Origin of the sequence: Caballeronia sp. INML2, from assembly GCF_023631365.1 — a bacterium.
Taxonomy (GTDB): Bacteria; Pseudomonadota; Gammaproteobacteria; order Burkholderiales; family Burkholderiaceae; genus Caballeronia; species Caballeronia turbans.
Genome location: NZ_JALQDH010000017.1, coordinates 135,376 through 148,519 on the forward strand (window position 1 = coordinate 135,376; position 13,144 = coordinate 148,519).

The window sequence follows — 13,144 nt, forward strand, 5'->3', positions numbered from 1 at the left end:
TCAGGACGTGCCGGCGCGCACGGGCGCGGCGCTGTGCGGCGCGGAATCGAGGTAACGGAACACGAGGCCCGACAGCAGCGTCACCACGCCCATGCAGACGAAGCTCAGCCTGAAGCCGGCCGCGGTCGAGAACGGCCCCTGGAACACCTGCACGAGCGAGCCGCCGATGGAAACGCCCAGGCCGATCGCGAGCATCTGCACCATCGAAAAGAGGCTGTTGCCGCTGCCGGCATCCTTGATCGAGAGGCCTTTGAGCGTGACGCTGTTCATCGCCGCGAACTGCATCGAGTTGCACGCGCCGAACACGACGAGGATCGCGATCTCGACGACGAGCGGCAAGGTCGGCGAGAACAGCGCGAACGCGACGATCGACGCGCCCACGAGCGCCGTGTTCACGAGCAGGAACGTGCCGTAGCCGTAGCGCTTCACGAGTTGCGCGATCCAGCGCTTGCTGAGCGTCCCGGCGATGGCGATCGGCAGCATCATCAGGCCCGAATGCAGCGGGCTGTAGCCGAGTTCGAGCTGCATGAGAAGCGGCAGCAGGAAAGGCACCGCGCTCGAACCGATGCGGCACAGCAGATTGCCGATCAGTCCGACGCTGAAATTCGGCTCCTGAAAGAGCGCGAGATGAAAGAGCGGATTGCGCTTGTGCCGCGCGTAGGGCACATACGCGAACGCCGACACCGCCGCGAGCGCGAAGAGCGCCGCGGACACCGCGCCGCGATGCGTCTCTACGGGGCTGTCGAGCGCGAGTGAGAACGACACCATGCACATCGACAGCAAGCCGCAGCCGATGAAGTCAAAGGGCGGCGCATCGTGCAGCGTGTCGTTCGGCAGAAAGCGCTGCACCGCGTAGAGGCCGACCGCGCCGATCGGCACGTTGATCAGGAAGATCCAGTGCCAGGAAAACGACTCGACGAACCAGCCGCCGAGCGTGGGGCCGAGAATCGGGCCGACCTGGCCGGCGACGGAGATCATCGCGAGTGCGGAGACGTAGGCTTCGCCGGAGACGGCGCGCAGCACGGCGAGACGTCCGATCGGCAGCAGCATCGAGCCGCCGATGCCTTGCAGCACGCGCGCAAGCACGAGCTGGTTCAACGAATGCGCGCCTGCGCAGGCGAGCGAGCCGATCACGAAGAGCGAGATCGAGACGAGATAGACCCGGCGCGTGCCGAAGCGGTCCGCGAGCCAGCCGGAAGCAGGCGTGAAGAGCGCCATCGTGAGCGTGTAGGCGACGACGATCGACTGCATCGCGAGCGGCGCGGCATGGAGGCTGCGCGCGATGGAAGGCAGCGCCGTGTTCACGATGGTCGTGTCGAGCGCCTGCATGAAAAAGCCCACGGCGACGATCCAAAGGAGCGCCGTGTGCGAAGAACTCTTGGTCATGTGGGAAGCGGGTGGTGGTCGCCGCGCGACGAAGAAACCGCTTGGAAACAAGCCCGTCGCGCAATATGTGAAATGTTAATGACTTACCGAGTCATCGGGAAGACCGCTAACCGCATTGACTGTCATCGTTAATGCCGATCACAATGGCGCATGCTCAATCCACTCTGGCTGAACACGTTCGCGACCGTGGCCGCGTCGCACAGTTTCACCGATGCGGGGCGGCAACTCGGCCTTCGACAGTCCAGCGTCTCGGAGCATATCCGGCGCCTGGAGGAGAGCGTCGGCCGACGCCTGTTCGTGCGCGACACGCATTCGCTCGCACTCACCGCCGACGGCGAAGCGATGCTCGTCCATGCCCGCGTGATTCTCGAAGCGATGGCGCACGCGCAGTCGCAATTCAGTTCGCCGCGACTGCGCGGACGCGTTCGGCTCGGCTCATCGGACGATATCGCGCTCGGGCCGCTGCCGAGCGTGCTCGCGGCGTTTCGCGACACGCACCCGGACGTCGAGCTGGAAATCACGATCGGCATGACCGGGCGGCTCTATCAGATGGTCGACGCCGGCGAGCTCGATCTCGCGGTCGGCAAGCGGCGCATCGGCGATGCACGCGGCATGCGGCTTTTCTCCGGACGGCTCGAATGGCTCGCGAAGCCGGGCACCATCGTCGATACGAGTGGTCCGCTGCCGCTCATCCTCGTCTCGGAACCGAGTGTCACGCGGGGCGTCGTACTCGATTCGCTCGCGATGAGCGGCGCGAGCTGGCAAATGGTTTGCACGAGCAGCAGTCACGCGGGCTGCATTGCCGCGGCGCGCGGCGGCCTCGGCTTGACCGTGCGCTCGCATTTTCTCGCGGCCCGGGGATTGGCCGCGCCCGTCAATCGCGCGGATCTGCCCGAATTGCCCGAAGTGGAGTTCATCGCGTTCGGCGCGAAACATCTGAGCCGTCCGGCCGAAACGTTGCTGCAGCTTCTCGAAAACAGCGACCTTCGCGGCGAGTGGGACGGCGAATGAAATCGAAAGGAGCCCGCGAGGGCAGGGAGGCCGGTTGTGCCGCTGCAACGACCGGCAGACCCGAATGGCTATCGCCAATTCGTTCTTATATATTGTGCGGCGTTTGAAGTAGCCACTTCCAAGACGTGTTTCGCTCCTTCCGCCTATTTTCGTCCGACGTAAGCATCCGTGCGCTCTTCGCGGTAATCGCGCTCGCCGCGTGTTTGAACGCCCACGCGGCCTCGTACGTGACGAAGCATTGCGACGACCTCGAAGGCAAGAACGTGCCCGCGTCGATCATCGGACTGCCGACGCGCGGCGCGACGATCGTTTCCGCGTGGGTCGTCAAGGCGGCCGCGCCCGGCAACCGCAACGGCGAATACTGCCGCATCACCGGCTTCATCAAGGCGCTGCAGGACTCGACGCCCGATATCCGCTTCGAAGTCAATCTGCCGAGCCGCTGGAACGGCCGCGCGCTGCAGATGGGCGGCGGCGGGTACAACGGCACGATCGTCTCCGGCACCGAACCGATGCCTTTCGCGCCCGACTCGACGCCGCTCGCGCGCGGCTATGCGACCTTCGGTTCGGATTCGGGCCACGTCGGCAACGCGGGGCGCGCCGACTTCGCGGGCAACGACGAAGCCATCGTCAATTTCGGCTTCGGTCATCTCAAGAAAACGCGCGACGTCGCGCTCGCGCTGATCCAGATGGGCTACGGGCGCACGCCCGACAAGACCTACTTCGCGGGCGGCTCGACGGGCGGGCGCGAAGGGTTCACCGTGATCGAGCGCTTTCCGAATGACTACGACGGCGTGATCGCCAACGCGCCCGCGATCAACTTCTCCGGCGTGCGGCTCATGGGCGTGAAAGTGGGCCAGGCGTCGTATGCGAAGCCGGGAGGCTTCGTCGGCGTCGCGCAGCAGCGGCGCGTGTTCGAGACCGTCGTGCACGAGTGCGACCGGCTCGACGGCGCGGCGGACGGCATCGTCGGCAACGTGGAGGCGTGCAGGAAGCTGGAACCGCAGATCATCGCATCGCTGCGTTGCGCGAACGGGCAGCGTCCTTCCTTGCGCGACAGTTGCCTGTCCGACGCGCAGATCGACACGCTCGATACGCTGCGCGACGGCGTCACGCTGCCGTATCCGCTCGCGTACGGCGTCGATACCTATCCGGGCTACAACGTGTTTCAGGGCGTCGACTTCTCCGGGACGCTCGGACTCGGCGACTCGCCGACGCTTCTGACTCCGCCGACTTTCGCCGCGAACGGCTATCTCTTCGCGCAGGGCGACGCTTATATCCGCCACTTCGTCACGCGCGATCTCGACTTCGGCGCCCTCACATTCGACCTCGACAATCCCGGCCGCTTCAGGCAGCGCCTCGTGACGCTCGCGTACACCGTCGGCGCAATGAACCCGGATTTCTCCGCGTTCATTGCGCACGGCGGCAAGCTCATCGCGATGCACGGCCTCGCCGACGAAGTCATCAGCCCGAATCAGACGATCGCGTTCTATCGCGGGCTCATCGATCGCTACGGGAAGGACACTGTCGATTCGTTCATGCGGCTCTACATGGTGCCGGGATTTCAGCACGGCAACGGCGTGTTCATTCCCGCGTGGGACGAACTCGGCGCGCTCGACGAATGGGTGAGCAACGGCGTCGCGCCGGAAACGCTCCTCGGCAGCGATATCGCGCCCGCCACCAACGGACGCACGCGACCGATCTGCCGTTATCCGGGCTATCCGCGTTATCTCGGCAAGGGCAGTATCAACCTCGCGGCGAACTTTCGCTGCATGGAGCCCTGAGCAACTGCATCGTCAGCGCGCCTTCGCAGGATGGTCCGCGATGCGTGGCCAGAACTTGGCAAGCCAGCGCGACACGAACCCGCGCGTAGCGACTCGATACGACGTGAGCGACACCTCGATCGCCTGATCGCTCTCCGATGTGAGCCATACGCGCTCGCCTTGCGACAGGCGCACGACATCGCCGGGCTTCATCCAGTAGTCGTACGGATCGCGATGACGCGTGAGCCAGAGCGAACACGCCGACGCGCCGCCGATGCGCAATTCGGCATCGCGCGTAAGCCGCCACGACACCATCTGATGCGGATGCACGTCGACATAGACCACGACGCGCGCGCCCGATGCGCTCAGGCGGCCCGACGCCACGCCGTGACCGACGCCATGACGCGCGAAAACCTGCGATACCTCTTCCATCTCTGCTCTCCATGATGTGAGCCGAAGACGGAACCTTGCACGCAAAAACAAGAAGGCCCCGTCTTGCGGCGGGGCCTTCGGAATTCGTTTGCTTGCCTGTCTCGCTAGCGCACACGCTGTCCCGATGACCCGCCACGGATGGCGTTCATACGGTTTTTAATCGCGGCGATGGAGAGAGTGAGGATTGCGTGCATGTGTCGCAGTATCGTGTGGCGCGATGACGCTTGTCAATATCGAGATAGACGCGCGATGCACATGCGCGGCCCGGCAACACCTTGCCGGCGCGCGCGCGACGGTTTAACTTGGACGCCATCCAAACCTTTCGGAGTTCGTCGTGGCTTATCTGTTACTCGTGGTGGAACCGGTCGCACAGCGCGGCCGTCGCACGCAGGAAGAGGGGCGCGAGGCGTATCGCCAGATGGCGGAATTCGCCGATGCGCTGAAGGCGCGCGGCGTGCTGCGCGCGGTGGAATCACTGACGTCGCTGAAGGATGCGGCGCGCGTCACGAACGCCAATGGCGATGCCCGCATCATCGATGGACCGTTCGCCGAAGCCAAGGAAATGATCGGCGGCTTTTTTCTGATCGATTGCGAAACGCATGCGCAGGCCGTGGCGATTGCAGCCGAATGTCCGGCGGCGACGTGGTGCACCATCGAAGTCCGCAAGGTCGGGCCTTGCTATTTGTGACGTTCGTGTCGATTTTGGCGCGCGCGGATCGTCGTGCATATAACGGCTGCGATGCCGCGTAACGATCCAATCCGGAGACCGCACATCATGCACAAACAAATCTTCGTGAACCTGCCGGTCCGCGACCTCAAGCGCTCGATGACCTTCTTCAAGGCACTGGGCCTGAGTTTCGACCCGGCATTTACGAACGATGACGCCGCGTGCCTCGTCATCGGCGAAAACATCTTCGCGATGCTGCTCGTGGAACGCTTCTTCCAGACGTTCACGGAAAAACCGATCGCCGACGCCCACGCGAGCACCGAGACGCTCGTGTGCCTGTCGTGCGAGAGCAGGGCGCAAGTCGACGAACTGGTCGCGAAGGCCGTCGCCGCGGGCGGACGCGCGCCGCGCGAGCCGCAGGATCACGGCTTCATGTACGGCCACGGCTTCGAAGATCCGGACGGTCATATCTGGGAACTCGTTCACATGAATCCGGAAGCGGCGTGAGCGGGCGCGCGAAGGAGCGGGGCGCCGCGGACGATGCGGCCCGTCGCGCCATCGACGCGGTGTGGCGCATCGAGTCCGCGAAGGTGATTGCGAGCGTGGCGCGCGTCGTGCGCGATGTCGCGCTCGCCGAGGAACTGGCGCAGGACGCGTTCGTCGCCGCGCTGGAGCACTGGAGCCAACCGGGCGTGGGCGTGCCCGAAAAGCCGGGAGCGTGGCTCATGACGACAGCGAAGAACAAGGCGCTCGACCGTCTGCGACAGCACGCGCTGCACGCGCGCAAGCACGAGGAATACGGGCGCGATCTCGACGCGCAGGAAGCGCACATCACGCCGGATTTCGTCGATTCGCTCGACGCCGCGCGCGAGAACGATATCGGCGACGATCTGCTGCGACTCATTTTCACGGCATGCCATCCGGTGTTATCCGTCGATGCGCGCGCCGCGCTGACGCTGCGCCTGATCGGCGGACTCACGACCGATGAGATCGCGCGCGCGTTTCTCGTGCCGGAGCCGACGATCGCGCAGCGCATCGTGCGGGCAAAGCGCACGCTATCGGCGGCACGCGTGCCGTTCGAGGTGCCGAAGGCCGACGCGCGCGGCGCGCGGCTCGGCTCGGTGCTCGAAGTCATCTATCTGATTTTCAACGAAGGCTATTCGGCGACCGCCGGCGACGACTGGATGCGTCCGGGCCTGTGTGAAGACGCGCTCAGGCTCGGACGCATCCTGGCCGAATTGGCGCCCGACGAGAGCGAGGTCCACGGGCTCGTCGCGCTGATGGAGATTCAGGCGTCGAGAACGAAGGCGCGCGTCGACCGTGAAGGCCGGCCGGTGCTCCTGCCGGATCAGGACCGCAGCCGCTGGGATCCGCTTTTGATCCGGCGCGGGCTCGCGGCGCTGGAACGCTCCGAAGCGCTCGGCGGTGCGCTCGGCGTGTACGCGCTGCAGGCGGCGCTCGCGGCGTGCCATGCGCGCGCGCCGACCGCCGCCGACACCGACTGGCCGATGATCGTCGCGCTCTACGACGCGCTTATGCAGACCGCGCCGACGCCGGTGGTGGAACTGAATCGCGCGGTCGCGGTGAGCATGGCGTATGGGCCGGACGCGGCACTTCCGATCGTCGATGCGCTTTCCGGGACGGCCGCGCTCCGAAGCTATCACTGGCTGCCGAGCGTGCGCGCCGATTTGCTGGCGAGGCTCGGGCGCAAGGACGAGGCTCGCGCGGAATTCGAGCGTGCTGCGGCGCTCACGAAGAATGTGCGGGAGCGGGAGTTCTTGTTGGGACGGGCTGGGGAGATGGGGTGATGGGTTCGACTTCAGCTAGTCGCATTTGTGATTTAACATAAGACAAATTAGCGTATTTTGGCTTTTTTGCGGCTTTATCCTAATGTCGCGTTCCTGCCAAGTAGAAATGTCGCATTTTGACGTAGGTTCGTTGCCAGACAAGCGTTTCAGGAGCGCTGGCGATGAACACGACCGGGACCATCACCATGTCGATGCACGAACTGGACCGACTCAGAGTGATTCAGGCCGTCGCCGAACGCCAACTCAAGCCTGGCCGTGCCGCCGAGCGGCTACACGTGAGCGTGCGGCAGATCGAACGGCTTGTCATGCGTTATCGTGCGGACGGTGCACGCGGTCTGGTGTCCGGAAAGCGCGGACGCACGAGTAATCACCGGTTGCCGGACGGCGTGGCGCAGCGTGCGCTCGCGCTGATCCGTGAGCGCTATGCCGAATTTGGTCCGACGCTGGCGTGCGAGAAATTACGGGAATGCCACGGCATTGAACTACTCAAACGAATCAGACGTTGCTCCATATTTCGAAAATCGTCGACCTTCTTAAACATTAATCAACGTTTTGAAATTTTTGTGCCAATAACGTAGTCCCAACGTGCCCGCGCGCGCGTGCGCGCAATAATCCGGCATCAAGGAATTGACGCCTCTCTCATGATCGAACAATACGACGTGCAGCTTTCCGCCAAACTATTCGCAGGCGAGATCGACGAATGTTTCCGCTTTCTCGACGAGCGCGCCGCGGAGGACAGCCACCTCTCGGACTACTGGCATTGGCGCGCGGTCACGCATCTGCGAGGCGGAGATTTCAAGGAGGCGCTCGAGATTTGCTGCCGGCTTACGCGTGAATCGGAGTTCGGTTACCAGATTCATTGCATGAGCGATGTATGCGCGCACCTCGGCCTGAAAGAAGTCGCGCTCACCCTGATCGAATACTTCGCGCGCAAACCTTCCACCGTGCCCATCGGCGCCTTCTTGTGGCGCGTCTACGGCTGGCACTACCTTGGCGAGGACGCGCGCGTCCTCCAGTTGAGCGCGGAAGGCATCGACGAACATTCGGCGTGCGTGCTCGGCCATCACCAGGGGCGCAGCGCGATGCGCCTGAACGGCATCGCGAGCGGCGTCGAGTTGATGCATCGCCACTGGTCGTCGCACGAGGCGCGGCGCGTGCTGTTCCCGCACGTCGACGTCGAACATTATTGGTGCGGATCGCGCGCGTTGCCGGCGCACATGACGTTCGTGTCGATCGCGTCGGGCCACGGCGATCACGTCAACTGGGCGCGCTACGCCGGAGCGCTTCAGGCACTGGGCGTGCAGATCACGTACGCCGACGGCTCCGATCACACGTATCGTTTCGTGATGCCCGAGGCCGAACGGCAACGAGACGCCGAAGCCATGCGCGCAGCAGGTTTCGTCGTGGCGCCCGATGGCTCCCAGTGGACGGAGCCTTTCGCCCTCTTCACCGCACTCTTCCCGGTGCTCGGCTATGCGTCCACGACGCGCTACATCGAGCCAGTCGATGCCAGCGCCACCGATGCCGTCGTCGATGAAATGCGACAGCGCGCGGCTGGACGACGCTGCGTCGGCATCTTCTGGTCCTCGTGTGAATCGGCGAACAATTTCGCCAATCGCAGTCTCAGCCTGCCCGATCTCGCGCCGCTTTTGGACAGTACGAACGATATTCACTGGGTCATCATGCAGCGCGGTTTCGAACGCAAGCGCTGGCTGAACGACCCACGCGCGCACGATTTCGAGCGCTTCACGACGCTGCCCCCGGACATGACGCTCGCGCAGAGTGTGAGCATCATCGACAGACTCGATGCGTTCGTCGGCAACGACGGCGGACTGTCCCATATCGCGGGCGCGCTCGGCAAGCGCTGCTATCTGTTCCTCAATCAGGTAGCGGATTGGCGCTACGAAAGCGATCCGCATCGCACGCCGTGGTATCCGACGATGCAACTGGTGCGCGCCCGTCGCCTCGGCGATTGGGACGATGTCGTGCGCAAGCTGCAACAGCATCTCGTCTCTGACATGCGCTGACGGTCGTGCAAACGGGTTAGCGATGCGTTGCCGGCTGGCCCCGCCCTGCGCCGCTGCAAAGCACGACCTCGACGATTGCCGCGCTCGAAAACGTCAGCGTTCCTGACCAACTATCCGCGGCCGGCTTCATACTCGCCCAACCGCGGACAGCCGATCAAACCCGATCCACTACGCGAAGCGCGCCGCGAGCGTCTGCGGAATCGGGCTGCGCCGCGTGAGCGCGCACGTCGGCATGTCGTGGCGCGGGCCGCGCACGTAACTTTCCAGCTGGTCGATGGCGAACTGCTGTTCCTCGATCAGATGCCGCACCATGTCGCCGATCGAAATCATGCCGACGAGCCCTCCGCCCTCGATCACCGGCAGATGACGGATGCGGTGCCGCGTCATCAGCGCCATGCATTCGTCGGTGTTCGTTCCGAGTCTCACGGCCATCACGGGCGCGGTCATGATTTCGCACACCGTGGTCGTGCGTGAGGCCTTGTCCTGCAGGATTACCTTGCGCGCATAGTCGCGCTCGGTGACGATGCCGCACACCGCGTCGCCCACCATGACGACGAGCGCGCCCACTTCCGCCCGCGACATCTGCGCCACTGCTTCGTACACGCTCGCCTCCGCGTCGATGGTGTGTACCGTCATGTCGCTTTTCGCCTTCAGGACTTGCTTCACCGTTGACATTTGCCGTTCTCCGTTGCTGTTTTCCGTAGCGTTTCAAAGCCTGCCCATGAGCCTCATGTTTTCGCGTTCAATCGAAATCGAAAAGGTCACCGAGAAACGATTTCTTGCGACGCGCGTGTTCACGCTTGCCGCGCTGATCGCCGTATTCGTAGCCGTCGTGGCGATGGGTGCGGTGCTCGCGCTCGTGGCCGCGCTCGTGCCACTCCTCGCGTCCGCCCGCCTGCGCTTCGGCCGCCGACGCCTGCGCCGCGCGCCGGATGATCTGATCGAGTTCTCCACGGTCGAGCCATACGCCGCGGCATTGCGGGCAATAGTCGATCTCGATGCCCTCGCGCACGGTCATGAGCAGTTCGGTATCGGGGCACACGGGGCATTTCATGTCGATTCCTTTCTGATTGCTTTCAATGAAAGTCAATCTAACGGAAGAATCGAGATCGAAAAATGGGAGATTTTGAGCGCTTCAGTTCGGAAAACCCGAAGTAAGCGGCACACATCGGAGGATTGGCCGCGCGGGCGCGCATAGACTGCTCACGCGTGCTCGGAGCGGTACAACACTTGCGATCCATCTCAAAACCCCGCAAGCTCTCGGTTTGAAACGGCGCGCGTCGCGCGCGCCGCAACCGCACACCAAAGGCCCCACGATGCCCGACAAATCGATGAGCGAAGAACGCGGCGGCGCCGAAGCGCCCGATCTCCTGTATCTGCTGCAAGGCGCCGATGAATTCAGCCGCCTCGTTTTCCCCGACAGCGAAGCCCTTTTCAAGAGCCTCGCGCGGCGGCAGGCGCCGCACACACTCTTCATCACCTGCGCGGATTCCCGTGTCTCGCCGGAAATGATCACGCAGACGCGCCCCGGCGAACTCTTCGTATGCCGCAACATCGGAAATATTGTGCCGGCCTATGGCGAAATGCTCGGCGGCGTATCGGCGGTCGTGGAATATGCGGTGCTCGCGCTCAACGTGCGGCAAATCGTGATTTGCGGGCATTCGGACTGCGGCGCGATGAAAGGCCTCGCGTCCGGTGCAACAATCGCCGATGAAATGCCTACCGTCCATGCGTGGCTGCGCAATGCCGAAGCCGCACGCAGCGTCGTGATGGCGAGAAAGCTGGAAGAAGAGCGCATCGTCCAGGCGATGGTCGAGGAGAACATCCGCCTCCAACTCACTCACCTGCGCACGCATCCGGCGGTCGCCGGCAGGCTCGCGCTCGGCAAGCTCCAGGTGCAGGGCTGGGTCTACGACATCGGACGCGGCAAGGTGTCGGTCTTCGACGAAGCCGACAGCAAGTTCGAATCGCTGGAAGAAGCGCGCCTGCGCATGCTGCGCAAGGACGCGCGCTGATGCTCGCGCGACGCCGCGCGTGCTCCACGCGCGGCACGTGTCGTCGCTTTACTGCGCGCCCTTCTTCGCGGCTAAATCCTGCGCCATTTTCAGGTGCTGCTGAATCGTCGGCAGCGCTTTTTGCGCGGACTGCTTGAGCTTCGCGTTCTGGCCTTCGTTCGCCTCCTTCTGGAAGACCTGCACCGCCTCCTCATGCCCCTGCACGCCCACCTTCTGGATGTACGCGGTATCGAATTCCTTGCCGTGCAACGGCTTCAGCGAGTCGAGCACCGACGTATCGGAGTTGTTCCTCGGCACCGTGACGCCGTGCGGCGCGGCCATCTTCAACTGCATCGCGAGCTTGGTGTGATCGGCCATCATGTGATGGGCGAAGCTTTTTACGTCCTTGTCCTGCGATTGCTTCGTGGCGAGCTTGGCGGCGTCGATCTCGGTCGATCCCGCCGCCGACGCGGCCTGCACGAACGCCTTGTCCACGGGCGCCAGGTCGTTCGCCATGGTCGTGCTTGCCGCCTCTGTTTGTGCGAGCGCGCCGAGCGGCAGCGTCGCGATGAGCGCCGCAGCGAGTGTCGTGCGCAGTTTTGCATTGCGATTCATGAGAATGGCCTCCTGAGCAGTTGATTCCCGATTGATTCCCGATTGATCCGTTTCGTTCGAGCAATGAAGGTGCCACGTCCTTTTCGCCCGGAACAAAAGCGCTGGCGTCTCGATTGCTAGACTGACTGGATCAGCGATCTTCTTCGAATGGAAAACGTCATGCCTGTCTACGATTACGAGTGCGCGGATTGCGGCGCATTCGAAGCCGTCCGCCGCATCGCCGAGCGCGACGATCCCGCGGCCTGTCCGCACTGCGGCGCGACGGCGGCACGCGTGACCATCGGCGCACCGAGCGTGGGCGGCGCGAGTTCATCCGGCGACGTCGCGGAGGGTGCCGGCAGCTACGGCATGTCGCATCGAGGCGGCTGCTTCTGCTGCCGCTAGCCCCGCTACGCCGCCACCGCGGGCACGGCCATTGCAAAGCCACCGTGCCGAACGTCCCGCGCATGGCGGGCGTATCATGCAAGACGACGATGCGCGGTGCGCAAGGCCGCGCGCAGTCGAGGGCATCGCCATCGCGGGCCGCTGACAGTTGCGGTTTTCGCGGTGATTGCGCTTAACGTGTTCCGATCGGATAACAGGAGGTGATAAGGATGACGATAGAGTTCAGCGGGCGGCGTCATGTCGTGGCGGCAGCGCGTGTCGCTTTCGAGGCCAGCGTGGACGGCCGCGAGGTATGGTGCAGCGTCTCCCTCGATGCGCTCAACGATCACTTCGGCAACAGCGGGACGTCGTCGCACGATCTCCTCTCCGCGTTCGAAGGAGGACGCGTGCAAATAGAAGACGCGGCCCGGCGAGCGCTCGAGCGCAACCACGGCCAGTCAGTCGAACTGGAAACCAGCGATTTCAAGGCATCCCGGGCGGTCTGAAACATCGGGTCGGGCGGCGGCTCGTCGGCCGGCCGCCTGCGTCAATCGGCATAGAAGCACTTCAGTACGTCGATCATCCACCATACCGGACAGGGCGTTCTGCAAAAGCCGTCGTAGCCGGCGGCACAGAGCGCATCGCGCGGGTCGCGTTGGGCATCGGCGGCCAGCGCGATCAGCAACTCGACTTCGCCTTCCATCCGATCCGCCGTCAATGCGACGCGCAGCGCGCGCGCCAACGCGTGATCGTGCGCGTCACCGATGAGCGTATCGACGAACAGCACTTGGGGCCGCCAGTTGCAGAGAAACTGAAGGACGCCGGGCGCATTGCCGATCTGCAAAGCCTCGAACCCGCGCATCGCGAGCAGCAGCGCGAACGAATCGCCGACGTTCGTTTCCGAATGTACGAACAACACCCTTCGCGGACCGGCGAGCGCGGTGGTGACCGGGTTGAATATTTCGCACTTCTCGGTGCGGATGTCGTACGAACGTTCTTCCATGTCGGCCCGGCACCGCGAAAAAGCACATGCCGATACCTCTAGTTCAGCAAGGATGAGGCCCGCTGTCATCCGCGAGGA

Annotated in this window: 15 protein-coding genes and 1 pseudogene; 10 read left to right on the forward strand and 6 right to left on the reverse strand. The window is 64.0% G+C overall.

Annotated elements, in window-relative coordinates:
• Complete coding sequence (locus NCT32_RS07090) at nt 1–1,437, reverse strand: DHA2 family efflux MFS transporter permease subunit (RefSeq protein ID WP_284508493.1); 1,437 nt, start codon at nt 1,435–1,437, stop codon at nt 1–3.
• A gap of 99 nt (nt 1,438–1,536) precedes the next feature.
• On the opposite strand from NCT32_RS07090, the gene NCT32_RS07095 reads away from it, so the two are divergent.
• Nucleotides 1,537–2,397 (forward strand): LysR family transcriptional regulator, encoded by an 861-nt coding sequence (locus tag NCT32_RS07095; protein WP_061117326.1) that lies wholly within the window; start codon nt 1,537–1,539, stop codon nt 2,395–2,397.
• Between the two features lie 125 nt (nt 2,398–2,522).
• Nucleotides 2,523–4,178 (forward strand): tannase/feruloyl esterase family alpha/beta hydrolase, encoded by a 1,656-nt coding sequence (locus tag NCT32_RS07100; protein WP_061117325.1) that lies wholly within the window; start codon nt 2,523–2,525, stop codon nt 4,176–4,178.
• Nucleotides 4,179–4,190: 12 nt separating this feature from the next.
• Here NCT32_RS07100 and NCT32_RS07105 read toward each other — a convergent pair whose 3' ends face one another.
• Entirely contained in the window at nt 4,191–4,589 is a 399-nt protein-coding gene (locus NCT32_RS07105) for a DUF2917 domain-containing protein (RefSeq protein ID WP_061117324.1), read from the reverse strand.
• A gap of 334 nt (nt 4,590–4,923) precedes the next feature.
• Here NCT32_RS07105 and NCT32_RS07110 point away from each other — a divergent pair, with 334 nt between their 5' ends.
• The 5 genes and pseudogenes from NCT32_RS07110 to NCT32_RS07130 all read left to right on the forward strand — a co-directional run bounded on the left by NCT32_RS07110 (nt 4,924) and on the right by NCT32_RS07130 (nt 9,091).
• Nucleotides 4,924–5,277 carry a YciI family protein gene (locus NCT32_RS07110; protein ID WP_061117323.1) on the forward strand — a complete coding sequence of 118 codons (354 nt, stop codon included), beginning with the start codon at nt 4,924–4,926 and terminating at the stop codon, nt 5,275–5,277.
• An 87-nt stretch (nt 5,278–5,364) separates the two neighbouring features.
• Nucleotides 5,365–5,763: a VOC family protein gene (locus NCT32_RS07115; RefSeq protein ID WP_061117322.1), complete on the forward strand. Its 399-nt coding sequence runs from the start codon at nt 5,365–5,367 to the stop codon at nt 5,761–5,763.
• Nucleotides 5,760–7,064 carry an RNA polymerase sigma factor gene (locus NCT32_RS07120; RefSeq protein WP_061117321.1) on the forward strand — a complete coding sequence of 435 codons (1,305 nt, stop codon included), beginning with the start codon at nt 5,760–5,762 and terminating at the stop codon, nt 7,062–7,064. Before NCT32_RS07115 ends, NCT32_RS07120 begins: the two co-directional genes overlap by 4 nt.
• A 161-nt stretch (nt 7,065–7,225) precedes the next feature.
• Nucleotides 7,226–7,550: pseudogene (locus NCT32_RS07125) on the forward strand (helix-turn-helix domain-containing protein); the annotation flags it as partial.
• 155 nt (nt 7,551–7,705) lie between these two features.
• Nucleotides 7,706–9,091: a glycosyltransferase family 9 protein gene (locus NCT32_RS07130; protein ID WP_250490017.1), complete on the forward strand. Its 1,386-nt coding sequence runs from the start codon at nt 7,706–7,708 to the stop codon at nt 9,089–9,091.
• Between the two features lie 168 nt (nt 9,092–9,259).
• Here the strand turns inward: NCT32_RS07130 and NCT32_RS07135 are convergent, their stop codons facing one another.
• Both NCT32_RS07135 and NCT32_RS07140 read right to left on the reverse strand, forming a co-directional pair.
• Nucleotides 9,260–9,766, reverse strand: coding sequence for a CBS domain-containing protein (locus NCT32_RS07135; RefSeq protein WP_061117318.1), 507 nt, complete (start codon nt 9,764–9,766; stop codon nt 9,260–9,262).
• A gap of 67 nt (nt 9,767–9,833) precedes the next feature.
• Nucleotides 9,834–10,145 carry a zf-TFIIB domain-containing protein gene (locus tag NCT32_RS07140; RefSeq protein ID WP_250490018.1) on the reverse strand — a complete coding sequence of 104 codons (312 nt, stop codon included), beginning with the start codon at nt 10,143–10,145 and terminating at the stop codon, nt 9,834–9,836.
• A 277-nt stretch (nt 10,146–10,422) separates the two neighbouring features.
• Between NCT32_RS07140 and NCT32_RS07145 the strand changes: the two genes are divergently transcribed.
• Nucleotides 10,423–11,106 (forward strand): carbonic anhydrase, encoded by a 684-nt coding sequence (locus NCT32_RS07145; protein ID WP_250490019.1) that lies wholly within the window; start codon nt 10,423–10,425, stop codon nt 11,104–11,106.
• A 48-nt stretch (nt 11,107–11,154) separates the two neighbouring features.
• Here NCT32_RS07145 and NCT32_RS07150 read toward each other — a convergent pair whose 3' ends face one another.
• Nucleotides 11,155–11,700, reverse strand: a complete 546-nt coding sequence (locus NCT32_RS07150) for a DUF4142 domain-containing protein (RefSeq protein ID WP_250490020.1) — start codon at nt 11,698–11,700, stop codon at nt 11,155–11,157.
• A 159-nt stretch (nt 11,701–11,859) separates the two neighbouring features.
• Between NCT32_RS07150 and NCT32_RS07155 the strand changes: the two genes are divergently transcribed.
• Both NCT32_RS07155 and NCT32_RS07160 read left to right on the forward strand, forming a co-directional pair.
• Nucleotides 11,860–12,084 carry a zinc ribbon domain-containing protein gene (locus NCT32_RS07155; RefSeq protein WP_061117608.1) on the forward strand — a complete coding sequence of 75 codons (225 nt, stop codon included), beginning with the start codon at nt 11,860–11,862 and terminating at the stop codon, nt 12,082–12,084.
• A 209-nt stretch (nt 12,085–12,293) separates the two neighbouring features.
• On the forward strand, nt 12,294–12,569 hold the full coding sequence (locus NCT32_RS07160) for a DUF1488 domain-containing protein (RefSeq protein WP_061117316.1): 276 nt from the start codon (nt 12,294–12,296) through the stop codon (nt 12,567–12,569).
• A gap of 41 nt (nt 12,570–12,610) precedes the next feature.
• Here NCT32_RS07160 and NCT32_RS07165 read toward each other — a convergent pair whose 3' ends face one another.
• Nucleotides 12,611–13,066, reverse strand: coding sequence for a hypothetical protein (locus tag NCT32_RS07165; protein WP_061117315.1), 456 nt, complete (start codon nt 13,064–13,066; stop codon nt 12,611–12,613).
• Nucleotides 13,067–13,144 lie beyond the last annotated feature (78 nt).